Source organism: Variovorax sp. PAMC 28711 (assembly GCF_001577265.1).
GTDB lineage: Bacteria > Pseudomonadota > Gammaproteobacteria > Burkholderiales > Burkholderiaceae_C > Variovorax.
In genome coordinates this window covers 4061476-4085102 of record NZ_CP014517.1, presented here as the reverse complement: position 1 = coordinate 4085102, position 23627 = coordinate 4061476, and the positions used below count along the sequence as shown (strand labels likewise).

The 23627-nt window shown below is 65.3% G+C and carries 26 protein-coding genes; 6 read left to right on the top strand and 20 right to left on the bottom strand.

Annotated features, from left to right (window positions below):
- Nucleotides 1-6 precede the first annotated feature (6 nt).
- Nucleotides 7-1017: a nucleoside hydrolase gene (locus AX767_RS19705; RefSeq protein WP_068632868.1), complete on the top strand. Its 1011-nt coding sequence runs from the start codon at nucleotides 7-9 to the stop codon at nucleotides 1015-1017.
- Here AX767_RS19705 and AX767_RS19700 read toward each other — a convergent pair.
- Genes AX767_RS19700 through AX767_RS19685 form a run of 4 tightly spaced genes read right to left on the bottom strand, consistent with a single transcriptional unit; the run spans nucleotide 990 to nucleotide 3751 of the window.
- Nucleotides 990-1595 carry a CDP-alcohol phosphatidyltransferase family protein gene (locus AX767_RS19700; RefSeq protein WP_068632867.1) on the bottom strand — a complete coding sequence of 202 codons (606 nt, stop codon included), beginning with the start codon at nucleotides 1593-1595 and terminating at the stop codon, nucleotides 990-992. The genes AX767_RS19705 and AX767_RS19700 overlap by 28 nt on opposite strands.
- Entirely contained in the window at nucleotides 1588-2814 is a 1227-nt protein-coding gene (locus tag AX767_RS19695; protein WP_237288502.1) for a hypothetical protein, read from the bottom strand. The genes AX767_RS19700 and AX767_RS19695 overlap by 8 nt, the downstream gene beginning before the upstream one ends.
- Complete coding sequence (locus AX767_RS19690; RefSeq protein ID WP_068632865.1) at nucleotides 2811-3023, bottom strand: zf-HC2 domain-containing protein; 213 nt, start codon at nucleotides 3021-3023, stop codon at nucleotides 2811-2813. The genes AX767_RS19695 and AX767_RS19690 overlap by 4 nt, the downstream gene beginning before the upstream one ends.
- Nucleotides 3017-3751 (bottom strand): sigma-70 family RNA polymerase sigma factor, encoded by a 735-nt coding sequence (locus AX767_RS19685; RefSeq protein ID WP_237288501.1) that lies wholly within the window; start codon nucleotides 3749-3751, stop codon nucleotides 3017-3019. Before AX767_RS19685 ends, AX767_RS19690 begins: the two co-directional genes overlap by 7 nt.
- A 133-nt stretch (nucleotides 3752-3884) precedes the next feature.
- On the opposite strand from AX767_RS19685, the gene AX767_RS19680 reads away from it, so the two are divergent.
- Both AX767_RS19680 and AX767_RS19675 read left to right on the top strand, forming a co-directional pair.
- Nucleotides 3885-4337 (top strand): DUF302 domain-containing protein, encoded by a 453-nt coding sequence (locus AX767_RS19680; protein WP_068632863.1) that lies wholly within the window; start codon nucleotides 3885-3887, stop codon nucleotides 4335-4337.
- Nucleotides 4334-4741 (top strand): rhodanese-like domain-containing protein, encoded by a 408-nt coding sequence (locus AX767_RS19675; RefSeq protein WP_068632862.1) that lies wholly within the window; start codon nucleotides 4334-4336, stop codon nucleotides 4739-4741. Before AX767_RS19680 ends, AX767_RS19675 begins: the two co-directional genes overlap by 4 nt.
- Before the next feature lie 58 nt (nucleotides 4742-4799).
- Here the strand turns inward: AX767_RS19675 and AX767_RS19670 are convergent, their stop codons facing one another.
- The 10 genes from AX767_RS19670 to AX767_RS19625 form a co-directional block, all read right to left on the bottom strand.
- Nucleotides 4800-5243, bottom strand: a complete 444-nt coding sequence (locus AX767_RS19670; protein WP_082755089.1) for a DUF1499 domain-containing protein — start codon at nucleotides 5241-5243, stop codon at nucleotides 4800-4802.
- A 77-nt stretch (nucleotides 5244-5320) separates the two neighbouring features.
- A complete protein-coding gene (locus tag AX767_RS19665) occupies nucleotides 5321-6562 on the bottom strand; it encodes a cation:proton antiporter (protein ID WP_068632860.1) in 1242 nt (413 codons plus the stop codon).
- Between the two features lie 19 nt (nucleotides 6563-6581).
- The gene (locus tag AX767_RS19660; protein ID WP_068632859.1) at nucleotides 6582-7901 is read right to left on the bottom strand and encodes a DUF2254 domain-containing protein; all 1320 of its coding nucleotides are present in this window, start codon (nucleotides 7899-7901) and stop codon (nucleotides 6582-6584) included.
- Nucleotides 7861-8295 carry a DUF1850 domain-containing protein gene (locus tag AX767_RS19655; RefSeq protein ID WP_082755088.1) on the bottom strand — a complete coding sequence of 145 codons (435 nt, stop codon included), beginning with the start codon at nucleotides 8293-8295 and terminating at the stop codon, nucleotides 7861-7863. The genes AX767_RS19660 and AX767_RS19655 overlap by 41 nt, the downstream gene beginning before the upstream one ends.
- Nucleotides 8296-8298: 3 nt before the next feature.
- Entirely contained in the window at nucleotides 8299-10356 is a 2058-nt protein-coding gene (locus AX767_RS19650; RefSeq protein ID WP_210392520.1) for a TRAP transporter permease, read from the bottom strand.
- Nucleotides 10353-11330 (bottom strand): TAXI family TRAP transporter solute-binding subunit, encoded by a 978-nt coding sequence (locus AX767_RS19645; protein WP_068632858.1) that lies wholly within the window; start codon nucleotides 11328-11330, stop codon nucleotides 10353-10355. Before AX767_RS19645 ends, AX767_RS19650 begins: the two co-directional genes overlap by 4 nt.
- Nucleotides 11331-11364: 34 nt before the next feature.
- Entirely contained in the window at nucleotides 11365-12291 is a 927-nt protein-coding gene (locus tag AX767_RS19640; RefSeq protein ID WP_068632857.1) for a mechanosensitive ion channel family protein, read from the bottom strand.
- A 2-nt stretch (nucleotides 12292-12293) separates the two neighbouring features.
- A complete protein-coding gene (locus AX767_RS19635) occupies nucleotides 12294-12749 on the bottom strand; it encodes an SH3 domain-containing protein (RefSeq protein WP_068632856.1) in 456 nt (151 codons plus the stop codon).
- A gap of 40 nt (nucleotides 12750-12789) precedes the next feature.
- The gene (locus AX767_RS21995) at nucleotides 12790-13086 is read right to left on the bottom strand and encodes a murein hydrolase activator EnvC family protein (RefSeq protein WP_237288500.1); all 297 of its coding nucleotides are present in this window, start codon (nucleotides 13084-13086) and stop codon (nucleotides 12790-12792) included.
- A 286-nt stretch (nucleotides 13087-13372) separates the two neighbouring features.
- Nucleotides 13373-13597, bottom strand: a complete 225-nt coding sequence (locus AX767_RS19625) for a hypothetical protein (protein WP_068632854.1) — start codon at nucleotides 13595-13597, stop codon at nucleotides 13373-13375.
- Between the two features lie 228 nt (nucleotides 13598-13825).
- Between AX767_RS19625 and AX767_RS19620 the strand changes: the two genes are divergently transcribed.
- Complete coding sequence (locus AX767_RS19620) at nucleotides 13826-14305, top strand: MarR family winged helix-turn-helix transcriptional regulator (RefSeq protein WP_068633923.1); 480 nt, start codon at nucleotides 13826-13828, stop codon at nucleotides 14303-14305.
- Here AX767_RS19620 and AX767_RS19615 read toward each other — a convergent pair.
- Genes AX767_RS19615 through AX767_RS19595 form a run of 5 tightly spaced genes read right to left on the bottom strand, consistent with a single transcriptional unit; the run spans nucleotide 14277 to nucleotide 20484 of the window.
- On the bottom strand, nucleotides 14277-14597 hold the full coding sequence (locus AX767_RS19615; protein WP_210392518.1) for a cytochrome o ubiquinol oxidase subunit IV: 321 nt from the start codon (nucleotides 14595-14597) through the stop codon (nucleotides 14277-14279). The two genes, AX767_RS19620 and AX767_RS19615, sit on opposite strands and share 29 nt — an antisense overlap.
- Before the next feature lie 26 nt (nucleotides 14598-14623).
- Entirely contained in the window at nucleotides 14624-15259 is a 636-nt protein-coding gene (locus tag AX767_RS19610; RefSeq protein ID WP_068632852.1) for a cytochrome c oxidase subunit 3, read from the bottom strand.
- Nucleotides 15256-17247: a cytochrome o ubiquinol oxidase subunit I gene (gene cyoB / locus AX767_RS19605; protein WP_068632851.1), complete on the bottom strand. Its 1992-nt coding sequence runs from the start codon at nucleotides 17245-17247 to the stop codon at nucleotides 15256-15258. Before cyoB ends, AX767_RS19610 begins: the two co-directional genes overlap by 4 nt.
- 10 nt (nucleotides 17248-17257) lie before the next feature.
- Nucleotides 17258-18058, bottom strand: a complete 801-nt coding sequence (gene cyoA, locus AX767_RS19600; protein WP_068632850.1) for a ubiquinol oxidase subunit II — start codon at nucleotides 18056-18058, stop codon at nucleotides 17258-17260.
- Nucleotides 18055-20484: a membrane-bound PQQ-dependent dehydrogenase, glucose/quinate/shikimate family gene (locus tag AX767_RS19595; protein WP_068632849.1), complete on the bottom strand. Its 2430-nt coding sequence runs from the start codon at nucleotides 20482-20484 to the stop codon at nucleotides 18055-18057. Before AX767_RS19595 ends, cyoA begins: the two co-directional genes overlap by 4 nt.
- A gap of 185 nt (nucleotides 20485-20669) precedes the next feature.
- Between AX767_RS19595 and AX767_RS19590 the strand changes: the two genes are divergently transcribed.
- On the top strand, nucleotides 20670-21281 hold the full coding sequence (locus AX767_RS19590; protein ID WP_068632848.1) for a type IV toxin-antitoxin system AbiEi family antitoxin domain-containing protein: 612 nt from the start codon (nucleotides 20670-20672) through the stop codon (nucleotides 21279-21281).
- Entirely contained in the window at nucleotides 21278-21856 is a 579-nt protein-coding gene (locus tag AX767_RS19585; RefSeq protein ID WP_237288499.1) for a nucleotidyl transferase AbiEii/AbiGii toxin family protein, read from the top strand. The genes AX767_RS19590 and AX767_RS19585 overlap by 4 nt, the downstream gene beginning before the upstream one ends.
- 156 nt (nucleotides 21857-22012) lie before the next feature.
- Here the strand turns inward: AX767_RS19585 and guaA are convergent, their stop codons facing one another.
- A complete protein-coding gene (gene guaA / locus AX767_RS19580; protein WP_068633920.1) occupies nucleotides 22013-23626 on the bottom strand; it encodes a glutamine-hydrolyzing GMP synthase in 1614 nt (537 codons plus the stop codon).
- Nucleotide 23627 lies beyond the last annotated feature (1 nt).

The following is a 23627-nucleotide window of genomic DNA, read 5'->3' as shown; positions in this document are numbered from 1 at the left end:
GACCCGATGACCACCTTCCCGGCGCACTCCGACGCGTGGACCCGGCAGCGGCTCGAAGGGCCGCTGCCGGGCCGTCGCCCCCGCGTCGTCATCGACACCGACACGGCCAACGAGGTGGACGATCAGTTCGCGCTGGCCTGGGCCCTGCTCTCGCCCGACGCGCTGGACGTGGAGGCGATGTACGCCGCACCGTTTTCGTTCGCGCACCGGCGTGGGTTGTTGCCGAATGCGCCGTCGAATGCGGCGCCTTTCGGTCCACCGCACATCGGCATGGAGCGCAGCTACGACGAGATCGAGCGGGTGTACAGCCTGTTGTCGCTGCCGTCGTCGGGGCGGGTCTACCGCGGCAGCACCGGCTACCTGGAATCGCCTACCAAGGCGCGTCGCAGTGACGCATGCGACCACCTCATCGCACTGGCCCGGTCGGCGGACCCCGAGCACCCGTTGTATGTCGTCGCGCTGGGTTGCGTGACCAACATCGCCAGTGCGCTGTTACTCGCGCCGGACATCGTCGATCGCATCGTGGTGGTCTGGACGAGCGGCTACCCGTCATCGGCGCCGCATGTGAACGCGTCTTTCAACCTCGAGCAGGACCCGGCCGCAAGCCGGCTGCTGTTCGACAGCGGCGTTCCGCTGGTCTACCTGCCGGGCTACCACGTCGGCGCGCAGCTGCGGCTGTCCTCCATCGAAGTCGAGCACTACGTGAAGGGTTGCGGCGCGATCGGTGACGCCCTGCATCGGCTGTATTCGAACAACCCGCTCTGGTCGATCCTGGGGCACGACGCGAGCCAGCCGTATTCCTGGGTGATCTGGGACCTGATCTGCGTGGCCTGGATGATCCAACCTGACTGGGTGCCGAGCATGCTCGTGCGCACGCCGCGGCTCGATGCCGAATTGCGCTGGGTGCCGTCCCCCGGGCGTCCGTGGATGCGTGAAGGGCATGCGGTACAGCGCGATGCGATCTTCAACGACTTTTTCGCCAAGCTCGCTCAGTTGAAGGCCCGCCAGCCCCAGTAGATGCGCATCGCGATCGTCAGCACGCACAGCGCGCAGAAGCTCCAGGCCAGCCACGCGAAATGCTGCGGCCAGAGGCACATCGCGATGAAGAAGGCCAGCGTTTCGCCGGCTTCGGTCAAGCCGCCGAGGAAGTAGAACGACTTGTCGGGATAGGCCGTGCTCGTCATGCCGCGCTTGGCCGCGATCGAGGCGAACGCCAGGAAGCTGGAGCCGGTGCCCATGAAGGCTGCCAGCAGGGCAGCCGCCGCGAGTGCGTTGCGCGCCGGGTCGGCGACCGCGAACGCCAGTGGGATCGACGCGTAAAAGAGAAAGTCCAGCGTGATGTCGAGGAACCCCCCGCGATCGGTGGGGCTCGTGAGGCGCGCCACGGCGCCGTCGAGTCCATCGATCATTCGGGAAAGCAGGATCGCGACCAAGCCCCCTCCGAAGAAGCCACTGGCCACCAGCACCGCGGCCAGCATGCCGACAGCAAACCCCATGAAGCTCAGTGCATCGGCGCCCACACCGACGGCGTGAAGCCGGCGCGCGATCCGGTCGACCGCTGGCTTGATGCATTGCGTGGCCTGTCGGTCAAACATGCACGACCCCAACCGCGCCGCCCACCATCAAGACCGCCATCGCGCCCTCGTCGGGAAGGCGCACCGTCATGACGACTTGTGCCGGCAACGCAATCGACGCGCGTTCCTGCCAGCCGTCCGCCGCGCTCAGCACGCGCAGGCGCATGCCGTTCTGGCTGGGCAGCACCAGCATGCTGGCGACCCACGCGGCCATGTCGAGTTCGCGGGTGCCGATGCGGTGCGTGCTGACGTCGCCGCCGACACGGCGCCGAGTGAGCCGGTCGCTTTCCAGCGTGTAGGCGAACAGGTCGCCGCCAATGTGGGGGGTGTGGACGGCCATCAGGTGCTGGCCGTCGGTGGTGGGCGCCATCCATCGGCGCGGCCGGCCCAGGTCTTCTCCCAGTGCCCTGAGCTCGATGCGCGCGGGGTCGTTGCGATCGGATGCCAACAGGGCCAGCTGCGCGCCACCGGGTCCCGAGCGCACGGTGAGCAGACCGGTGCGGTTGTCGAAGCGTACGGGGCGCGGGGCGATGTCTTCGAAGACATAGGGCGCGGGCAAGACGTACTCGCGCAACACGCCGAGCCCATGGCGTTCGAGCCACAGCAGCCGGGTCGCTTCGATGCCGTCGCCGAGCACGCCGTGGCGATAGCGGCTGTCGTCAGGTCCGCCGAAGACAGCGAGATGGCCACCGTCGCCCCGGTCTTCGAGGTCCACCCGCAGCGGGCGCGCATCCGGCAACACGGCAGCTTCAGACCGGGTCGCCTCCTGCCAGCCACGCGCGCCGGACTCCATCCGCACCAGACGATGTGCCGGGCCGTCCTGCAGCACGCCGATCACCGCGAGCGGCAGGTTCAGCAAGCCCGCATGCGGCGCCAGCACGCCGGGAGCGGAGGTGGTCGCGTTGCCGTGGTCCAGCACCCACAGCGCGCCGTCGCGGGTGCGCGCCGCGATGCGCCCGTCGGCTGCCGCCACCGGCGTCTGCCCATCGAGCGAACCGGCCATGCGCAGCGGTGCACCGCCCGACACGCTCAACGCCCACAGCGCACCCGATGCATCGAGGCCCAGCAAGCCGGTCGGCCCGCCCGCATCGATGCGCTGGATGCCTTCCGCGCGCACAGGCGCAAATGAATCGCCCTGCGCGGCGATCACACGCAGGCCCCCGGAAGCGAAGAAACCCGCCAGCGTGCCCAGCGCGAGCGTGCTCCGGCGTGACCACAGCCGAGTGAGGACATGCCTCATCGGTCGCCGCCTGGCTCGTCGGAGGTCGAGACCGCGCCGCCGCTCGCATAGTGCTGCATGGCACTGCGCATCGTGTGCATCTGGCGCCGGAAGTTGCTGCAGCCACTGCACATCATCAGGTGCATGCGCAACGACATCCGCTCCTGCAACCGCAGGTCGCGCTCCATCTCTTGCGAGCACATCTCCGTCACTTCCTTGCAGTTCAGCATGCGCGGGCTCCCGGTGTGACCCAGCCGTTTTCGAGGCAGCCACGCAACTTGAGGCGCGACCGGTGAAGGATGACGTGCAGGTTGCTCGTGGTGAGGTCGAGCTGCAAACAGATCTCTTCGGATTCGAAGCCGAGAAACTCCCGCATCATGAAGATCTTTCCTGCTCTGGGCGCCAGCAGGTCAAGGCAGGTTTCGAACACGATCCAAAACTGTTTGGACTGCACCGCCTCGTCAGGGCTGGGCCATGCCACTGGACGCGGCCCGTCGCGCCAGCCACCGCGCTCATTGAACAACGCATCGACGTCGAGCTCGCCGTCTCCGTCTGCGTGGTTCGTCAAACTCGAAAAGTTGACGGTCCGCCTGGACTGACGCAGGTGATCGATGATCTTGTTCTTGAGGATCGCGAAGACCCAGGTCTTGAGCGACGACTGGCCCGTGAAGCCTTGCAGGTGCCGCAACGCCGCCTCCATCGCTTCCTGCACCATGTCCTCGGCGGCTTCCCGGTTGCCCAGTTGGAGCGCGGCGAATCGGAGCATGTCGCTGCGTATCGAAACCAGTTCGGCAGGGCTCGCACCGGCGCCCTTATTTTCCCGTTGCACTGACGGGACCGGAGAAGCTTTTGTCATGAAAGCAGTCTGTGTTTGCTGTTCGCTCACTGCCAAGGCGACACGCTGATCGAGTTGTTGGCGCAGGTTCGCGCTGGGCCAAGCGGATTGTTGCAAGGTCATTCGGGTTGGACGCCTGGCGGTAGGCATTGCTTACAGCCCGGGGGTGGCACAGTGTAAGAACCAGCAAGACATCGTCGTCCAAATCGGCACGGCTGAGTTTTCCAGTTCGTTTTCGCCATGAAAGATCTTCACCATGACATTCCTGAAATCGGCCACGGCCGCCCTGGTTCTGGGTTGCGCGCTCGCAGCGCATGCGGCCGATGGCCTGGTGGTGGTCAAAAGCCCGCATTCCACCGCCGACACAGCATCCCGCCTGGTGGCGGCCGTTCAGGCGCGCGGCCTGAAGCTCTTCGCGCGCATCGACCATGCCGCCGGTGCCGCGACCATCGGCACCACCTTGAGACCGACCGAGGTCTTCATCTTCGGCAATCCCCAAGGGGGCACGCCGCTGCTCGAATGCGCGCAGACGGCAGGCATCGACCTGCCACTCAAGGCCCTGGTCTGGCAAGACGACAAGGGCCAGGTCTGGTTCGGCTACAACGACCCGGCCTGGATGGCTGCACGCCACGGCGCATCGCGCTGCGCTGTCGTCCCGAATCTGGCGAAAGCGTTGGCAGGATTGGCAGCAGCGGCGACGGCGCCGTGAACCGGGGCGTCAAGGAGCTGCTCGCAGCCGCCGAGGCTGCAGTGCCCCGCATTTCGCCGGAGGCGGCGCGACGACAAGTCGCCGAGCACGATGCGCTCATCGTGGACGTTCGCGAAGCCGATGAGCTTGCGGAACGCGGCAAGGTCGAGGGTGCGGTGCACGTTCCACGCGGCCTGCTGGAGTTCAGGGCCGATCCGGACTCGCCGCTGCACGACCCCGAGTTTCGCCGCGACAGAACGGTCATCCTCTACTGCGCCGTCGGAGGGCGGTCGGCGCTGGCCGGCATGGCGCTCCAGGCGATGGGCTATTCGTCGGTCTTCAACCTGGGCTCGTTCCCGGACTGGGTCGATTCGGGTGGTACTACCGATCGCATAGCCCGCTTGCCGAGCGAGCACAAGCGCTGAAAGCGCTTCGCCTCGGAGCGTCACGCCGGAATCCCCTGCCGTCGCCCGGTCGTCGTCTTCAAACCGGCGACCGGAAGCGCTGGGCGAAGTCCTGCATGCGGGAGCGGTTCTTGCCGAAGTCGAACAGGCCGAACAGCGAACGCGACCGGAAATCGATGCTTTCGGCCGCGGGGTCAATCTGAAAGTCGACCTGGTCGCGGAAGCCCGCGGGCGTGGTGAAGATCACCTGCATCGCCAGCGTTTCCCGGTGCACGACCTGAGCTTCGGGAAACGTCTTCAGCGTCGCCTCGAGTCGCGCCTGCGCCTGCGCCGGCGTGCCGCGGTACTTGAGCGGCGAGAGGCCGCCCATCCCGAGAGAGTCGACACAGCTTCCCGGCAGTGTGCATGCCAGTGCCGTGCGGTCCCCGGCGGGCACCGGGCCTGGCGTGGAGCAGCTCGCCAGCATGAACGAGGCTGTGACAGCCACAATGACCAGGGCAAGACGTGACGAGGATGGTTTCATCGGCCGATTGTCGGCCGTCGAAGAGTTTTGTGCGGATGCCGCATCGTTCCACGCCCGCACGTGTGAATTTCGACCACTCAGCGCGAAGCGCCGACCGCGGCACGCACCACTCGCCCGATGGTCAGTCCTTGAACCAGGATCGAGAACACCACCACGCAGTACGTGAGCGCGAGAATGATCTCGCGTTCGCTACCCAGTGGCAGTGAGAGCGCCAGTGCCACCGAGATGCCGCCCCGCAACCCGCCCCATGCGAGCACGCGCGACGACCCTTTCGGCAGCTTGAACAGGTCGCTCGCCAACCGAACGGGAATCCCGACCGTGAGCCAGCGTGCCGCCAGCGTCACCAGGATGGCGACGCCACCCGCAAACAGAATCGGCACCGTGAACGCGATCAGCAGCACCTCCATGCCGATGAGCACGAAGAGCACGGCGTTCAGGATTTCATCGACCAGTTCCCAGAACATGTCGATGTAGCGACGCGTGTGATCGGACATCGCAAGCGCGCGCCCGCCGTTGCCGATCATGAGACCGCACACGACCATCGCCAGCGGACCCGAAACATGCAGGTGGCTGGCGAGTGCGTAGCCGCCCATCACGGTGGCGAGCGTGAGCAGGACCTCCACCTGGTATTGGTCGATGCTGCGCAACAGATGGAACGTGACAAAGCCCAGCACCAGGCCGAATGCGATGCCGCCGCCTGCCTCGCGCAACAAAATAGCGCCCGCCCCTTCGATCGTCGGCGTAGTGCCGCTTGCCAGCACGCCAAGCAGCAGCGCGAAGACCACCACGCCGACCCCGTCGTTGAACAGCGACTCGCCGGCAATGACGAGCTCGAGGTTCTTGGGCGCACCGGCGGAACTCAGGATCCCCATGACGGCGATCGGATCGGTCGGTGAGATGAGCGCCCCGAAGATCAGGCAGTGCAGCAGGGAAAGCTCCACATTCACCAGCGGAAGCACCAGCCACATGCCGACGCCGACGACCACGGTCGAGATCAGCGTGCCGACCAAGGCAAGCGTCGCGACCTGCCAGCGGTACTGCCGCAGCGCACGCAGGTCGACATGCAGCGCGCCTGCGAAAAGAAGAAAGGACAACATGCCCTGCATCAACACGTCGGTGAAGTCGATCGACCGCAGGAACGACTCTTCGTACTGCCGCAGCCCGTGGTCGAGGCCGATCGCATCGAGCCCGACCATGACGAGCGAAATGAACAGCGCGATGGCCATCACGCCGATGGTGGTGGGCAGCCGCACGAAACGGTGGTTGAGGTACGCCAGCAGTGCGGTGACGACGAGACAGATGGCGGCGATGTCGAGCATGAAAGGTCCTGACGGCGCGCTAGAGACTCCGGGCACCGATGGCGCCCAAGGCGCCGTGGGCAAGCGTACGGCGCAATGTGTCGTGCCTTCGGCCGACGTCGGCAAGATCGGAGCTGTTCGCGATGTTGCGCTGCGCGTCCAGCCAGACCATGTTGGCATGGTCCAGCAGCGCCGCGCGTCGATCCTTGTCGCTTTCGCAGGCCGCAACGGCCGTCAGCACGTCGAGCAGCCGGATCATCACGGCCGTGCTCCCGGCGGCGTTCTGGCGGATCATGTGGAACATGACGTTGACCAGGCTGCGATAGCTCACATTCGGCACGACCAGCGCGACCGCGTCATCGCGCATCGTCACGCCGCTCGGCAGATGGGTGCCGGCCAGATCGCACAGTGCGGCGCCGAGCCGGTCGAGCACGCTCATCGCCGTGTGCGGGTCGTTGATGCCCGGCGAGAGGGCGCGGACCGCCACTTCCACCAGTTGTCGCACCGCGTACTCGGCATCGCCGCCGCTGCCACGGGTGGCGCCCAGCGCGGTCGCGTTGCGAATCGCGTCCTCGGCCTCGGGAACCTGGACCGACAGGAGCGCGATCGGCGCGCCCGGAAAAACATAATCGCCGCGTCGCACCAGCAAACGAATGGCCGTGCCGTTTTTTGCGGCCCAGTTTGCCAATCCCGCTTCGTCGAGCTGCTGCAGGTAGCCGCGGCGGGTGTCGACGACTGGCACCGCGTCGGCCCAGAACATGGCGGGTGGTGGCGCCGGTTGCGCCTTGTCCGTCACCACGGCGTTCATGGCATGGCGGATGTCGTCGCTGACCAGTTCGACCACGGTGTCGACATTGATGCGGTTGGCCATGTGGGCCACGAAGTAAACGAGCGTCCCCACGCAGGCGAAGGCCAGCAGGATGCCCACCGTCAGCGCAAGGTGCGGGGTGAATGGCCCCTCCTCTTGCGTCCTGACGCTGCGAAGCACCATCAACGCATAGGAAAAGGTGCCGAGGTAGGCCCCGAGCGTGATCTGCACGCCGCGGTCGCGTGTGAAATTGCGCAGCAGGCGCGGTCCCATCTGCCCGGCCGCGAGCGACAGCGCGGCAATGGTGATGGAGAACACCGTACCGGCGACGCCGATCGTCGATGAGGCGATCGCACCGAGCAAGGTACGCGCGCCCGTCCCGCCGCCGTTGTACAACCAGTGACTGTCGGTCAACCAGGCGGGCAAGCGGCCGCTCTGGTCGATGCCGAGGAGCGCGAAGGCCAGCAAGATGCCACCGAGCACCATGCCGCCGGGCAACAGCCAGAAGGTTTCACCGAGCTGGTTGATGAGTTTGCGAAGTCTGGCGGTCATGGGTGTCGGGTCGCGTGTGCTGGCAAGCGCTGAGCACCGTCGTGCCGGCTGAAGTGGGAATCCATTGGCCCATGCTGCTGCATCGCCCGTCGAAACACAACGCGTAGTCACGCGAGTAGTCGGAGCGCGCCAGCACGAGTTCCTTACGCCACGGGTCGGCCAGGGTGTAGTGCCACACGCCGTGGTCCAGCCAGGCGTCGGGTGGCGGCTCCATGCCAGCGCCCGAGCCGCGGATGCGGGCGCCGCTCAGCATGAGCCAATTGCCTGCGACAACGTAGTCCTCGTCCCATTCGACCTTCTCGATCGAGTGTTGCCACCGCAACGTGAAGTGGTCGGCCGGGATGGCCACGTGAAGCGCGCCGGCCGCCAGGCAGACTGCGGCGAGGCCCACCATTGCTCAGACCGGCGCCGCACGGCTGCGGCGCAGCCGGATCACGTGCCACAACGCGAGCGCGCCGGCCATGCCAAGCCCGATCTCGTCGGTCGCCGGCAGTGCGGCGACCAGGAAGCCCGCGGCCACGAAGGCCCACAGCCGTTCGAACCAGCGCAGCGGGCCGATCCAGTAGCCGATGGCCGCGCCACCCCACAGAATGATCGCTGCGATCGCCTTCAACACCACGTACCCGGTGTCGAACCAGGTGCCGCCCTGCAGCATCAATGCCGGCGCGTAGACCGCCATGAACGGCACCACGAAGCCGGCGATGGCGATGCGCAAGGCCTGCATGCCGATCTTCAGTCCCGATTCCTTGGCGATCGGCGCCGCTGCGAACGCCGCCAGTGCCACCGGCGGCGTGAGGTCGGCCATGATGCCGAAATAGAACACGAACATGTGCGAGACGATAAGCGGCACGCCCAGTTGCAGCAGCGCTGGCGCGGCCAGCGAACTGGTGATGATGTAGTTCGGGATCGTCGGAATGCCCATGCCCAGCACAAGGCACACCAGCATCGTGAGCACCAGGCTCAGGAACAGGCTGTCCTTGCCGATCTGGATGATGTAACCCGCGAACAGCGTGGCCGCGCCTGTCAAGGTCAGGATGCCGATGATCACACCGACGAGCGCGCAGGCGATGCCGACCGGCAGCGCATGCTTGGCGCCCTCGGCCAGCGAATTCACCGCGGTGCGAAGCGTGGCACGACCGCCCTTCAGAAACCAGAGCACGGCCGCCATGACAAGGGCCAGCGCCATGATGGCGCCGATGCCGTAGGCGAAAAACGAGGATGCCGCCAGGCCGATCAGGATCCAGAAGATCATGCGCAAGGTGTTGCCACCGAAGCGCGTCGTGATCGCCGCGCCGAAGATCAGCACGACCGTGAGCGCCAGTCCCACCATCCCCGAGAACAGCGGCGTATAGCCCGAGAACAGCAACCAGACCAGCACCGCCAGCGGCAGGATGAGGTACCAGCGCAGCTTGATCGCAGCCCATGGATCGGGGCACTGGTCCTTCGGCATGCCGATCAGCCCACGGCGACCGGCCTCCAGATGAACCATGATGAACGCGGTCAGGAAATAGAGCATCGCCGGGATGGCCGCCGCCTTGCAGATCTCCACGTACGGCACGTCGATCGTCTCCGCCATGATGAACGCAACGGCGCCCATGACGGGCGGCATGATCTGCCCGCCCATGCTCGATGTGGCCTCGACGCCGCCGGCAAAAGCCGAGTTGTAGCCGAAACGCTTCATCAGCGGAATGGTGAACTGGCCGGTGGTCACGACGTTCGCGACCCCCGAGCCGCTGATGGTCCCCATCAGACCGGAGGACACCACCGCCACCTTGGCCGGGCCGCCCTTGGTGTGGCCGAACAGGCCCAGCGCAAAGTCGGTGAACAGCGTGATCATCCCGGCCTGCTCGAGAAACGCGCCGAACAGGATGAACAGGTAGATGTAGGAAGACGACACGTAGGTCGGCGTGCCATAGATGCCCTCGGTGCCGAAACCGAGCTGGCCGACGATCTGATCAATGCCGTAGCCGCGGTGCGCCAGCACGCCGGGCAGATACTGGCCGAACAGGCCATACGCCAGGAACATCGCGCAGATCAGCGGCAACGCGAACCCCATGATTCGACGTGCGCCTTCGAACACCAGCGCAATGACGAGCACGCCGACCACCATGTCGGCGGTGGTCAGGTCGCCCGCCCGCTGAATCAGATCGGCCTCGAATGCCCAGTGGTAGAGCCCGGTCCCGAATGCCACCACGCCGACGCCCCACCCCAGCCAGCGCTGACGCAGCGGCGGATACAGGACGAATGTGAGCAGCAGCAGGAATCCAACGTGGACCGCCCTGACCACGGAGCTCGACAGCGGGCTGAAGGCGGCCGTGATGACCTGGAAGACGGAGAACGCGACGGCCACCCAGAACAACGCCCCGACGAAGGGGGGTGTGCCCGGCTCGTCGGGTTTTTGGAGGGCCGCGTCGGCAGTGCCGACGGCGTCCATCGGCGCGGCCACCGGGTTCATTTCATCAACCCGACTTCACGGTAGTACTTTTCGGCACCGGGATGGAACGTCACCACGGTGCCGGTCGTCGCGGCTTCGCGCTTGATGCCCTTGGCCGCATTGTGCGCAGCGACCAGTGCGTCGAGGTTGTCGAACATGCTCTTGGTCATCGCATAAACCTCATCGGCCGGAACGCCTTCGTGGCTGACCAGGAAATTCTTGATGGCGGCCGTTGGCATGTCGGCAGTCTGTCCGTCGTAGGTGTTGGCCGGAATCGTGGCGGGCTGGTAGGCCGCATCGCCGACCTTGGCGACCATCTCGGCCGGAATCGGCACCACGACGATCTTCACGCTGGTTGCCAGATCGCGGATCGATGCGACGCCCAGACCCGCGGACTGGAGTGTCACGTCGAGCTGGCGGTTCTTCATCAATTCGACCGACTCGCCGAACGCGAGGTACTCCACCTTGGCGAAATCGGCATAGGTCAGACCGGCGGCCTTGAGGATCGCGCGCGCATTGAGTTCGGTGCCGGACTTGGGCGCGCCCACCGAGATCCGCTTGCCCTTGAGATCGGCCATCGTCTTGATGCCCGATTCGCCGCTCGCAACGATCTGGATGTAGTTCGAGTAGATGCCTGCCACGGCACGGAGCTTTTTCAGTGGCGCCGAAAAACCGGCGTCCTTGTTGCCCTTCCAGGCATCGGAGAGCGCGTCCGCCAGCGTGAAGGCGATCTCGCCACGGCCGGCCTGCAGCAGGTTGAGGTTTTCTGCCGACGCCTTGGTCGACTGCACCGTGACCTTTGCGCCGGGAATCGCCTTGCCGTAGATCTGCGACAGCGCCACCCCCATCGGGTAGTAGACGCCGCTCTGGCCGCCGGTCAGGACATTGATGAACTTTTGCTGGGCCAGCGCCTGCGACACCGCGCTGAGGCCAAGGCCTCCGACGGCTGCAAGGGTCAGGTTTCGCCGGGTAATGCGAATCGGATGGTCGGACATTCAGGTCTCCTGGTTGAATTTCGAATGTGGGGCTCTACGGCTGCGGGCGATCGTACTGCGCAAGCCCGTTCGCATCCGTCGGCAAGCTCAGCGGCAGCGCAGGGGCCGTGCCGTCCTTGCCGACGCCGGCGTACAGCGTCAGATGCGGGAAGGGGATCTCGATGCCCTTTTCGTCGAACGCCGCTTTCAGGCGACGCAGGAACTCGCGACGGACCGTCCATTGCTGCAACGGTGCCACCTTGAAGCGGCAGCGCAGTATCACGGCGCTGTCGTCGAGCCGCTCGACGCCGGCAATGTCCAGATCGGCGAGGATCCTCACCGCATGCGCCGGATCCGCCCGCAATTGCGCGCCGACCTCTGCCATGACCGCCATCACCTCGTCGACGTTCTCGCGATAGGACACGCCGATGTCGACCACCGCATGCGCGAACGAACGCGACATGTTGGTGACTGTCGTCACGAGGCCGTTCGGAATGAAATGCACATTGCCGTCGTAGTCGCGCAAGCGCACATGCCGCAGCGTGATGTCTTCGACGGAACCACCGATGCCCGCGATCTTCACGACGTCACCGGTGCGGATCTGGTCTTCGAACAGCAGGAAGAAACCGGTGAAGTAGTCCTTCACGAGGCTCTGCGCACCGAAACCGATCGCCAGCCCCACGACCCCTGCAGCGCCGAGGATGGGCGCCAGCGACACGCCCACTTCGGCCAGCACGAGCATCGTCGCGACGGCGCTGATCACCATGGCGACCAGATAGCGCACGACCCTCCCGAGCGTCTCGGCGCGCCGGGCGCCGTCGGTGCCTTCGAGGCGGCCTTCGACACGAAGGCGCACCATCCGCACGGCGCGCTGAAGCATGGTGATGGAAACCCATGCGACCACCACAATCAGGACAATTCGCAGGCCGGAAAGGGCAGGTGCGCTCCAGCGCGCCCAGTCGATGTTCTCGAGGTATTGCATGGTCACCAACCCCACGCCTGACTCTTCCGCATCCAGCCGGCGGGCCCGCGGTCGCGCCGCACCTGAATCCAGCTTCCGCGATGGCGTAGCGTGCGCAAAACGTCTCCGCGAACGGCACGGGCCACCACCGCACTTCGGAGGTTCGGTTGGGAGCGCAGATTGACAGTCGCAGGCCTCACCACACGGTGCGGCTTTTTGTTCGTCATCGGACCGTAGACCCAGCCGGTGTCGCGTTCGAAGTCGCTGACCTTGACCCACTTGCCCTTGCGACCGATCACCTTGAATGGATACCCCTTGTCGACGGTCCAGCGTGCCTGGTAGCCGGTGCCGGGTCCGGCACGCATGTGCAGCGTACCGACGGCTGCGCTCACCATTTCGGCTGCGAACGCGGCGGGAGCAGCAAGCCAGCAGAGTGCAAGCGACAGCAGGACGAAGAAATATTTTCTGAAAAGAATCATGCAGTGAATTGGGAGGAAATGAAGGTTTTCGGTGGTGAAGTCAGCGCGCGCGGCCGTTCAGGTAAGGCTCGGGATCGACGGCGACGCCCCTCTCCCGAATCTCGAAATGCAGCCTTGGGCGGCCGGGGCCGCCAGGCCCGATCTCGGCGATGGCCTGGCCTTGCCGCACCTCGTCGTTCTCATTCACCGCGACCTTGCCCAGGTGGGCATAGGCAGTGATGAAGGTGTCGTCGTGCTTGACCACCACCATGGTTCCGTAGTGAGGCAACGCGCTGCTCACGAGCACCACGCGCCCATCCCTCGACGCCAGCACCGGATCCCCGGGATTTCCGGCCATGTCCAGGCCAGGATTGGATTGCGCGTCGAATCGGGCGATCGTCGGCCCGGCTGCAGGGCGGGAGAAGTCCGCTCCAGGCACCGGTCGGGTCGACAGGGCACGCTGCACGAGCGGCGGTGGGATACCGAGAGGAGGCGCTGGCGTGGCCGCTTGCGGCGCGGCCTGCGCAGGTGGCCACGCAGAACGTGGGGAGTCCAGCGGAACGCTTGTGCCGCACGCGCACAGGGCTGCCAGCAGCGCGAGAGCCGCTCCCGCACGCCAGTGTTTCGGTAATTGATGCATGGGACTATTCCTCGACACAGGCTTCTTCCCGCTTGGCCTTCACGGCGGGCAACAGCACGATCATGAGCAGCAATACGGCACCGATGATCAGGATCAGGGGTTTCCACGCGATCGTGCCGACGGGATCGCCCGCTCCGACCCGATGCCCCCCGCGCGCCGTGGCGCCCGACATGACGACGCAGGTGAACATGACGCCGGCCAGGAAGTGCTTCTGGCTCTTTATTTTCATGGGTGGTGGAGGAAAGTCAGGGGTTGGGGATGCAGCGCTGGAACACGGGTTCCGGACGGGCAGCAATGTGCTTAACAGCGACAGGTGGGGCCGCGGCGACAGGATGCCGTCAGGCCTCGTTCAGTGATGTCATGTTAGGCGGCAATTTATATCATGTTGTGAGCAAATACCCTGTATTCCCGAATGACGGCGCTGCTACATTCGCGCATCCACCCCGTCAGATTCGAGATGCCCACCTTCCACGACACGACCGAGAAGCAGCGCTTCGAAGCACTTTCCGATTTCCGTTTCAGACTCAGGAGCTTTCTCCGCTTCAGCGAGGACGCTGCGCGGGACGAAGGCATCACGGTCCTCCAATACCAGTTGATGCTGCATACCCAGGGGTTCCCAGGTCGGCCATGGGCGACGATCGGCGAGATTGCCGAAAGGCTGCAGGCGCAGCCGCATGGCGTCGTCGCGCTTGCGTCGCGCTGTGAAGAGGCGGGATTGGTCAGGCGCAAGACGAGCGCCTCCGACCGGCGTCAGGTCGAAGTCCATCTCCTGGCTGCGGGTCGAAAGAAGCTGGCGCGCCTGGCCATCCAGCATGCAGACCAACTCTCCGAACTGGCGGAAGCCGTGCGCCTCGCCACTGAGATTCAAGAAGAGGGATCAAGCCTGCGCCCTGCTCTCAGCAGCAGCGTCACATGTTCGCGTCGAGGTTCGCCATGATGATGGTCGACCCGAAGACCACCAGTCCAACGACGAACACGCCGAACGCCAGCGCCAGAATGTTGTTGGTGCCCTCGGGACCGCTGGAAACATGCAGGAAGAAAACCAGATGAACACCCATTTGCCCGATCGCCAGCGCCGCCAGCAGAACCGGAATGCCTTGCGACCAAACGGCATCGGTGCCGGACACCCAGAACGACGCGAGCGTCAGCACCACTGAGAGCCCGAGGCCGGCCCCATATTTCCAGAGGCTGCTGCGCAGATCACCGGCATCGCCGGGTGCGTCGTCCACGGACGGTGACTTGTCGGTGACCTCAGTCATCTGAACGCTCCCAGGTAGACGATGGTGAACACGCCGATCCAGACGATGTCCAGTGTGTGCCAGAACAGACTGAAGCACAGCATGCGCCGCACCACCTCCGGCGAGAATCCCAATGTGGCGATCTGCGCGAGCATGACCAGCAGCCAGAAAACCCCGGCGCTGACATGCAGCCCGTGAAGCCCGACGAGTGCAAAGAAAGCCGACAGGAACGCGCTGCGGGACGGACCCGCGCCGTCCGCCAGCATGGTCCAGAGCTCCGAAGCCTCCAACGCGACGAATGCTGCGCCCAGCGCCAGGGTCGCCAGGCCACAAGCGAAGCTGGCGAGCTTGTGTTGGCGGTCGACGGACAGGGAAAGCAGCGCGCAAGAGAAGCTCGACAGCAGCAGGCACGCCGTTTCCACCAGCACCTTGTCGCGATGGAACAGCTCGCGCCCGGACGGGCCGCCCGCCGTGTGGCCATGCAGCACCGCATAGCTCGCGAAGAAGGCCGCGAACATCACGATGTCGCTCAGCAGAAAGAGCCAGAAGCCATAAGTGACGACGATGCGCGTCGACGCGGGCCCGCGCTCGGACGCCGGCACGCGGTCGTTGCCGCCCCGGTCCAGGTTTGAACTCGCAACTGCAGAGTTCATGCGCCGCCTGCTTTCAGCGCCCGCGCCGGCACGCGGATCTCGGCTGTCGGCCCCCAGGAATGCCACAGCGTCGCCGCCACGATGCAGACGGCGCCGGCCAGGCCCAACCACCAGATATGCCAGACCATTCCGAAGCCGAGACAGACGGCGAAGAAGGCGAGAACGACGCCGAGCGCACTGGGTGCAGGCAGGGTGATGTGGGTCGCGGCGTCCGTCAGCGGCGCCGGCGGTGCGGCCGGCTCCGATGAAGACGAGGCGTCCTGGACTTCGGGATTGCGCCCGTACTTCATGTCCCAAAACGCATCGCGACCCCGCACCTGCACGAGCGCGTTGAAATTCCAGGCCGGCGGCGGCGACGGCATCGACCATTCGAGGCTGCGCCCGTTCCAAGGATCGCCCGATGTGTCCCGGTGTTCGTTGCGACCCCGAATGCTCACCACCAGTTGAATCACAGTGCACACGATGCCCAACAGGATGACGAAGGCGCCAGCGAGCGCCACGAGCATCAGCGGTTGCCAGGTGGTGTCCGCGTAGTGCTGCATGCGCCGGGTCGCGCCCATCAGGCCGAGCAGGTAGAGCGGCATGAAGGCGAGATAGAACCCGACGAGCCAGCACCAGAAGGTCGCCCTGCCCCATCCCTCGTGCAACGTGAAGCCGAAGGCTTTCGGAAACCAGAAGTTGTAGCCCGCGAACGCGCCGAACAGCACGCCACCGATGATCACGTTGTGAAAGTGCGCCACCAGGAAAAGGCTGTTGTGCACCATGAAGTCGACAGGCGGGATCGCCAGCAGCACGCCGGTCATGCCGCCGATCACAAAGGTGCCCATGAATCCGAGTGCCCACAGCATCGGAACGCTGAAGCGAACCTCGCCCCCATAGAGCGTGAAAAGCCAGTTGAAGATCTTCACGCCGGTCGGCACGGCGATGATCATGGTCATCACACCGAAGAAGCCATTGACATCCGCACTGGCGCCCATCGTGAAGAAGTGATGCAGCCAGACCGTGAAGGACAGCATGCAGATCGCCATGGTGGCGATCGCCATGGAGCGGTAGCCGAATATCGGCTTGCCCGAGAAGGTGGAGATCACTTCCGAGAACACGCCGAACGCCGGCAGGATCAGGATGTACACCTCCGGATGGCCCCAGGCCCAGATGAGGTTGACATACATCATCGCGTTCCCGCCCATTTCGTTCGTGAAGAAATGAAAGCCGAGGTAGCGGTCCAGCAGGAGCATCGAGAAGGTGGCGGTCAATATGGGAAAGGCCGCGATGATGAGCAGGTTCGACGCGAGCGCGGTCCAGCAGAAGATCGGCATGCGCGAATAGCCCATGCCGCGTGTGCGCATCTTCAGAATGGTGGTCGTGAGGTTGATGCCCGACAGCAGCGTCCCGACCCCCGCGATCTGCAGGGCCCAGAGGTAGTAGTCCACACCCACCTGCGGCGAAAAGGCCAGCTCCGAGAGCGGCGGATACACGAGCCAGCCGGTGCGCGCGAACTCGCCCACCACGAGCGACAGGTTCATGAGCAGCACGCCGGCCGCGGTGAGCCAGAAGCTGACCGAGTTGAGCACCGGGAAAGCCACATCGCGGGCACCGATCTGCAGGGGCACGACGAAATTCATCAGCCCGACCATGAAGGTCATGGCGACGAAGAAGATCATGATCGTCCCGTGCGCCGAAAAGATCTGGTTGTAGTGCTCGGGCGGAAGAAAGCCCTGTGCGCCACCCGCCGCGAGCGCCAGCTGCGACCGCATCATCATCGCGTCGACGAACCCGCGCAGCAGCATCACCAGCGCGAGTAGGATGTACATCACGCCGATCCGCTTGTGGTCCACGCTGGTGATCCATTCGCGCCAGAGGAAGGGCCACCGTCGTTTCCAGGTGACGAGCGCCAACACCGAGGCGATCACCAGCGCGACCATCGCACCCGCAGCGAGTGCGATCGGCTGGCCCAGCGGCAACGCGGCCCAGCTCAGTTTGCCGAGCATGTCGTCTCTTTCATGGATGGTGCGACGGATCGGTGCCGTGCACGAGTGTTTCGAACAACTGCGGCAGCGCCACCCGGTACGTTGCGCGACGGGCCGTACCCGGCTGTTTCAACCCGTTCAATGCATCCTGGTCCAGCGCTTCCCCCGTGTTTCGAGCCTGTTCGACCCATTGAGAAAAAGCCGTCTCCGGCACAGCCTCGACCTCGAAGCGCATGTCCGAGAACCCGTCGCCGCTGAACTGCGCGGAAAGGCCGGGGTAGAGGCCGGGGCGGTCGGCCTGCAAATGCAGTTGTGTCGTCATGCCCGCCATCGTGTAGATCTGGCCAGCGAGCTGCGGCACCAGAAAACTGTTCATGACGGTGGTCGACGTGAGCTTCAGTCGCAGAGCGCGGCCGGCCGGCACGACCAGATGGTTCACGCTCGCCACGCCCGACTCCGGGTAGATGAACAGCCACTTCCAGTCGAGCGACACCACTTCGACGTCGAGCGGCTTGCCGGGCGTGTCGAGCGGCTTGCGCGGGTCGAGGTCATGGGCGCTGAGCCAGGCGATCCCGCCCAGGAACAGGATCACCAGCAGCGGGATGGACCACACCGTCACTTCGAGCGGACCGGAGTAGGACCAGTCGGGGCGTCGCCGCGCACGCCGATTGCCGGCGCGGAACCACCAGGCCACCGCGAGCGTCAACAGGATCACCGGCACGATCACGGCCAGCATGATCACGGTGGCGTTCAACAGGATCAGGCGCTCCGCAGCCGCAACCGGGCCTTGCGGATCGAGTGCGCCGGACTGGAACGCGAACGGTGTCGTCATTGGGGGAGCGCATACGCGATCACGTAGTCACCCGCCTTGGTGTGCGTGGAGCCGTGTCCTCCGGCCACCACGAGGAGGTATTGACGACCGTCGGTGCCGGTGTAGGTCATCGGCGTCGCCTGCCCTCCCGCCGGAAGCCGGCTCTCCCACAGCTGCTTTCCGCTGGTGACGTCGTAGCCGCGCACGTGGTCATCGAGCGTGCCCGACAGGAAAGCCACGCCGCCGGCAGTCGCGATGGGGCCGCCCAGGTTCGGCACGCCCATGCGGAAAGGCAGGGGCACCGGTGCAAGGTCGCGCACGGTTCCATTGCGATGTTTCCAGATGATTTTTCCAGTCGTCAGGTCGGCGCCCGCGACATAGCCCCACGGCGGCGCCGTGCACGGGAATCCGAGCGGCGACACAAAGGGGCCCAGCTTGGCCGCGAAAGGCGCGCCGAAGTTCTCGTTGAGCGCAGGCAAGGCGCCCTTGGGCGGGCCGTCCGACTGCACCATCAGTTGTGTGTCGTCGGGCCTGGGAACAAGTTTCGACACGAACGCGAGGTAGGTGGGTGTAGTGAAGGCAATCTGCCGCTGCGGGTCCACCGCCACGCTGCCCCAGTTGAAAACGCCGAAATTGCCTGGATAGATCAGCGAGCCCTGGGTCGATGGGGGCGTGAATCGGCCTTCGTAGCGCAGCCGATGGAACGCGATGCGGCAGGCGAGCTGGTCGAACAGGGTGGCGCCCCACATGTCACGGCCGGTGAGCTTCGGTGGGTCGAACGACAAGGCTGTCCGGGGTTGCGTCGGCGCTGAATGATCGCCCGCCGCAGCGCCCTGCGGCGCGGGAATCTCGTCCACCGTATTGATCGGCGTGCCCGTCCGGCGGTCCAGCACGAACAGTTCCCCCTGCTTGGTGGGCTGAACCAGTGCGGGCACCGTGGCGCCGTCGATGGTGAGGTCGACCAGGCTGGGCTGCGACGGCACGTCGTAATCCCAGAGGTCGTGATGCACCGTCTGGAACACCCATCGCACCTTGCCGGTGGCGAGGTCGAGCGCCACCACCGAAGACGAATACTTCTCCACCGCAGGGCTGCGCTTGCCGCCCCACTGATCGGGCGGCTGGTTGCCCATCGGCACATAGACCATGCCGAGCGTTTCGTCCACGCTGGAGATCGACCAGCTGTTCGGCGAATTCGCCGTGTAGCTCTGGCCTTCGGCAATGGGCGCGGTTTCATCCGGGTTGCCCGAATCCCAGTTCCAGACCAGCGCCCCGGTGTCGACGTCGAAGGCCCGGATCACGCCGGATTGCTCGTGCGTGGAGACGTTGTCCAGCACCGTACCGCCGACGATCACGAGCTTCTTCGTGACCACGACCGGCGAAGTCGAGTAATAGGAACCGGCGCGCGGGTTGGGCATGTGCGCCGACAGGTCGATCTGGCCCTTGCCGTTTCCGAACGCGCTGCAGGCTGCGCCGGTATCGGGATTCAGTGCGATCAGTCGTGCATCCGCTGTCGGCATGAACAGTTTGCCGTTGGCGCAGCTGTCTGGTTCGGTGCCGTTCGACGTTGCATCCGGCGGTTGGTAGGAGAGCCCTCGACACGTCAGATGTTGCAGCGCCAGAGCGCCCTCGATCTTCGGGTCGTAGCGCCACACTTCGGCGCCCGAGGTCGCATCGAGCGCGATCACGGACTGGTGCGGATTGCAGAGATACAGGCGGTCACCCACCTTGAGCGGCGTGACTTCGTAAGTGGTTTCGACCGGGTCGCCCGGCTGCCCGCGCATGTCGCCGGTCCGGAACTGCCAGGCCACTTGAAGCTGGCCCACATTGGCCGGCGTGATCTGTGTGAGCGGCGAATAGCGCTGGCCGAAGCCGGTACGGCCATAGGCGTGCCACTCTCCCTCCGGCACACCGTTGCTGCTCGTCCCCATCGCGGAGACCGGGCGCTGGGCGACCGGCAACATGCCCTCAACCTCGTGAACGTTCCGGGTCAGCGAGAAAAGCAGTGTCACCGTGCACACGACGAGGCTCAGGCTGAGTGCCAGGCCGCCGCCCCGGCGCCAGGATGCGCGCACTCGGCGATCGGCGTTCTCCACACCGTCGCGCTGGCCACCGCCCAGCGAGCGGGTCACCCACGGACAGACGACGAACAGCGCCACCAGGAACAGCACGCCGAGTCGCGCGGCGAGAGGCCACCAATCGAAGCCGACTTCCCACACCGACCATGCGAGCGTGGCAAAAAGCAGCAGCGCGAGAACACCCAGCGCGGTCGACGAGCGCCGGATCAGCATCGCGCCCGCCAAAAGCAGGGCGACGGCCGCGAGCAGGTAGTACCAGCTTCCGCCCAGCACGATCAGCCAGACGCCGGCAGCGCCGAGCGCCAGGCCGACAAGGGCCAGCAATCCACCCGCCACAAGGGGAACAGGGGACGAGGACGTAGGGTTTTTCATGAAAGTTCCGAGGTACGCGTCCAAACGGCCGCCAGACGGGCCGTGAGCGACGGTGCTACCCTCGAATGCGAATGGGTGTGGCGAACGGACGCCACACCGTGAAGGGAATGTCCGACAACGATGCCCGCATTGCGTTCGCTAGTCGTTTGCTCACAAATGACTAATTACTGCAACATGCTTCAGCAATGGGCTCGGACTCCACGCTCGAACAAGCCGTCCTCGCGCTCGCCAAGCGTCGGCCACTGCTGCGCGCGCGCGATCTGGCTGAGCAAGGCCTGTCGACCGTGGTGCTCAGCCGGCTGGTTGCAGCCGGCAAGCTTGAGCGCATCGCGTGCGGCGTCTACAGCCTGCCGGGGCGCGCTCTCAGCGAGCACCGGTCCCTGGCCGGGGCAGCCCTGCGCGTGCCGCGTGGCGTCGTGTGTCTGCTGTCGGCGCTGCGCGTCCATGGCATCGGCACGCAGGCACCCTTCGAGGTCTGGATGGCGATCCTCCATCACTCGGCCACCCCACGACTGGACCAGCCTGCTCTGTGCATGGTGCGCATGTCGGGCGCCGCTCTGACCGAGGGCATCGAGCCGGTCGAGATCGACGGCGTGAAGGTCCCGGTGTTCAACGCGGCCGAGACGGTGGTCGACTGTTTCAAGTACCACAACAAGATCGGTCTGGACGTGGCGCTGGAAGCGCTGCGAGATGGCTGGACGCAGCGCCAGCTGACCATGGATGCGCTCTGGCACTACGCCACGGTGGATCGCGTTGCCAATGTCATGCGGCCTTATCTGGAAAGCGCCACCGCATGAGCCGCAACCTGCCCGCTTCCATCCGCGCCCGCCTGAAGCAGCGCGCCGATGCCACGAAGCAGGACTTCAACCTGACGCTGACTCACTATGGGTTGGAGCGGCTCCTGTACGGGCTGTCGGTCTCGCCGCATGCCGCCGACTACTTGCTCAAGGGCGCACTCATGTTTTCGCTGTGCTACGACCAACCACATCGCCCGACGCGGGAGGCGGATCTGCTGGGCTTCGGTCCAGACGACATCGACACCGCCGTAGCCGCGTTCGGCGAGATCTGCCAGATCGAGGTGGAGGATGGCATCGCCTTCGATACTGCCTCGGTCAAAGGCTCGGTGATCCGCAAGGAGGCGGGCTACGGCGATGTGCGGAACGACCTGCGGGCGAAGGTGGATGGTGCGCGTATCGCGCTGCCGGTGGACATGGGTTTTGGCGACGCGGTCACGCCGGCGCCGGAGATGGTCAGCGACCCGGTGCTGCTCGAACACCTGTCCGCCCCGCAACTGCCCTCCTGTCCGAAATACACGGTGGTGCCGAGAAGTTTCATGCGGTGTGCCTGCTCGGCATGGCCCATACCCGCCTGAAGGACTGCTTCGATCTCTGGGTACCGCTTGCCGAGGAAGCGTTGGAAGCCGCCGAACTGCGCCGCGCAGCCGAGGCCACGTTTCCATTGATGTCGCGTTCACGGACATCATAAATCGATCTAAGTTATTGATTTATATGGATATTATCTACATCCCTCACTCCCACTCGATCGTCGCCGGCGGCTTGCTCGACACGTCATAGGTCACACGGTTGATCCCCCGCACCTCGTTGATGATGCGGCCCGACACCTTCTTGAGCAGCGCATACGGCAGCTCCGCCCAGTCGGCCGTCATGAAGTCGCTGGTCTGAACGGCGCGCAACGCCACCACGTATTCGTAGGTGCGGCCATCGCCCATCACGCCGACGCTTTTGACCGGCAGGAAGACCGTGAAGGCCTGGCTCGTGAGCTCGTACCAGCTCTTGCCGGTCGCCTCGTCCTTGAAGTTGTGAAGTTCCTGGATGAAGATGTCGTCGGCGCGGCGCAGCAGATCGGCGTATTCCTTCTTCACTTCCCCGAGGATGCGCACACCCAGACCCGGGCCGGGAAACGGATGGCGATACACCATGCCGTGCGGCAGGCCAAGCGCCACACCGAGTTCGCGCACTTCGTCCTTGAACAGGTCGCGTAAGGGCTCCAGCAGCTTCAGGCCGAGCTGCTCTGGCAAGCCACCCACGTTGTGGTGGCTCTTGATGGTGACGGCCTTCTTGCTCTTGGCGCCGCCCGACTCGATCACGTCGGGGTAGATGGTGCCCTGCGCCAGCCACTTCGCGCCCTTGGCACCCGCACTGGTGAGCTTGGCCGCCTCCTGCTTGAACACGGTGACGAATTCGCCGCCGATGATCTTGCGCTTGGCCTCGGGGTCGCTCACGCCGGCCAGCTTGCCGAGGAACAGGTCGCTGGCATCCACGCGAATCACCTTCGCGTTGAGCTTGCCCTCGAACATCTCCATGACGAGGTCGCCCTCGTTCAGGCGCAGCAGGCCGTGGTCGACGAAGACGCAGGTCAGCTGGTCGCCGATGGCCCGGTGAATCAACGCGGCAGCCACCGACGAATCGACGCCGCCCGACAGGCCGAGGATGACCTCTTCGTCGCCCACCTGTTCACGGATCTTCGCGACGGCGTCGGCCACGTGGTCGCGCATGACCCAGTCCGGCCTGGCCTTGCAGATGTCCAGCACGAAGCGATTCAGGATCGCTTGGCCTTGCAGCGTGTGGGTGACTTCCGGGTGGAATTGCACCGCGTAAAAGTCGCGCTCTTCGTCGGCCATGCCGGCGATCGGGCAGCTCTCGGTGCTGGCCATGAGCTTGAAGCCGGGCGGCAACTCGGTGACCTTGTCGCCGTGGCTCATCCATACGTGGAGCATGCCCTCGCCGTCCGACGTCGTGAAGTCGGCGATGTCCTGGAGCAAGCGCGTGTGCCCGCGTGCACGCACGTCGGCTGCGCCGAATTCGCGCGTGTGGCCGCCTTCGACCTTGCCGCCCAGCTGCTGCGCCATCGTCTGCATGCCGTAGCAGATGCCCAGCACCGGCACGCCGAGCTCGAATACCGCTGGCGGCGCCTTGTCGGTGGTGTCTTCGTACACGCTGGCGTGGCTTCCCGAAAGGATCACGCCCTTCAGATGGCCATCGGCGGCATACCCGCGAATCCACTCGTCGGTGACGTCGCAGGGGTGCACTTCGCTCAGCACATTCGCCTCGCGCACGCGGCGCGCGATGAGCTGCGTGACTTGCGAGCCGAAGTCGAGAATCAGAACCTTGTCGTGTTGCATG

What these genes read in the sequence shown, in the direction of transcription:
- AX767_RS19705 (WP_068632868.1), top strand. Translation starts at nt 7, where the DNA reads ATGACCACCTTCCCGGCGCACTCCGACGCGTGGACCCGGCAGCGGCTC.
- AX767_RS19700 (WP_068632867.1), bottom strand. Translation starts at nt 1,595, where the DNA reads ATGTTTGACCGACAGGCCACGCAATGCATCAAGCCAGCGGTCGACCGG.
- AX767_RS19695 (WP_237288502.1), bottom strand. Translation starts at nt 2,814, where the DNA reads ATGAGGCATGTCCTCACTCGGCTGTGGTCACGCCGGAGCACGCTCGCG.
- AX767_RS19690 (WP_068632865.1), bottom strand. Translation starts at nt 3,023, where the DNA reads ATGCTGAACTGCAAGGAAGTGACGGAGATGTGCTCGCAAGAGATGGAG.
- AX767_RS19685 (WP_237288501.1), bottom strand. Translation starts at nt 3,751, where the DNA reads ATGACCTTGCAACAATCCGCTTGGCCCAGCGCGAACCTGCGCCAACAA.
- AX767_RS19680 (WP_068632863.1), top strand. Translation starts at nt 3,885, where the DNA reads ATGACATTCCTGAAATCGGCCACGGCCGCCCTGGTTCTGGGTTGCGCG.
- AX767_RS19670 (WP_082755089.1), bottom strand. Translation starts at nt 5,243, where the DNA reads ATGAAACCATCCTCGTCACGTCTTGCCCTGGTCATTGTGGCTGTCACA.
- AX767_RS19665 (WP_068632860.1), bottom strand. Translation starts at nt 6,562, where the DNA reads ATGCTCGACATCGCCGCCATCTGTCTCGTCGTCACCGCACTGCTGGCG.
- AX767_RS19660 (WP_068632859.1), bottom strand. Translation starts at nt 7,901, where the DNA reads ATGACCGCCAGACTTCGCAAACTCATCAACCAGCTCGGTGAAACCTTC.
- AX767_RS19655 (WP_082755088.1), bottom strand. Translation starts at nt 8,295, where the DNA reads ATGGTGGGCCTCGCCGCAGTCTGCCTGGCGGCCGGCGCGCTTCACGTG.
- AX767_RS19650 (WP_210392520.1), bottom strand. Translation starts at nt 10,356, where the DNA reads ATGAACCCGGTGGCCGCGCCGATGGACGCCGTCGGCACTGCCGACGCG.
- AX767_RS19645 (WP_068632858.1), bottom strand. Translation starts at nt 11,330, where the DNA reads ATGTCCGACCATCCGATTCGCATTACCCGGCGAAACCTGACCCTTGCA.
- AX767_RS19640 (WP_068632857.1), bottom strand. Translation starts at nt 12,291, where the DNA reads ATGCAATACCTCGAGAACATCGACTGGGCGCGCTGGAGCGCACCTGCC.
- AX767_RS19635 (WP_068632856.1), bottom strand. Translation starts at nt 12,749, where the DNA reads ATGATTCTTTTCAGAAAATATTTCTTCGTCCTGCTGTCGCTTGCACTC.
- AX767_RS21995 (WP_237288500.1), bottom strand. Translation starts at nt 13,086, where the DNA reads ATGGCCGGAAATCCCGGGGATCCGGTGCTGGCGTCGAGGGATGGGCGC.
- AX767_RS19625 (WP_068632854.1), bottom strand. Translation starts at nt 13,597, where the DNA reads ATGAAAATAAAGAGCCAGAAGCACTTCCTGGCCGGCGTCATGTTCACC.
- AX767_RS19620 (WP_068633923.1), top strand. Translation starts at nt 13,826, where the DNA reads ATGCCCACCTTCCACGACACGACCGAGAAGCAGCGCTTCGAAGCACTT.
- AX767_RS19610 (WP_068632852.1), bottom strand. Translation starts at nt 15,259, where the DNA reads ATGAACTCTGCAGTTGCGAGTTCAAACCTGGACCGGGGCGGCAACGAC.
- cyoB (WP_068632851.1), bottom strand. Translation starts at nt 17,247, where the DNA reads ATGCTCGGCAAACTGAGCTGGGCCGCGTTGCCGCTGGGCCAGCCGATC.
- cyoA (WP_068632850.1), bottom strand. Translation starts at nt 18,058, where the DNA reads ATGACGACACCGTTCGCGTTCCAGTCCGGCGCACTCGATCCGCAAGGC.
- AX767_RS19595 (WP_068632849.1), bottom strand. Translation starts at nt 20,484, where the DNA reads ATGAAAAACCCTACGTCCTCGTCCCCTGTTCCCCTTGTGGCGGGTGGA.
- AX767_RS19590 (WP_068632848.1), top strand. Translation starts at nt 20,670, where the DNA reads ATGGGCTCGGACTCCACGCTCGAACAAGCCGTCCTCGCGCTCGCCAAG.
- AX767_RS19585 (WP_237288499.1), top strand. Translation starts at nt 21,278, where the DNA reads ATGAGCCGCAACCTGCCCGCTTCCATCCGCGCCCGCCTGAAGCAGCGC.
- guaA (WP_068633920.1), bottom strand. Translation starts at nt 23,626, where the DNA reads ATGCAACACGACAAGGTTCTGATTCTCGACTTCGGCTCGCAAGTCACG.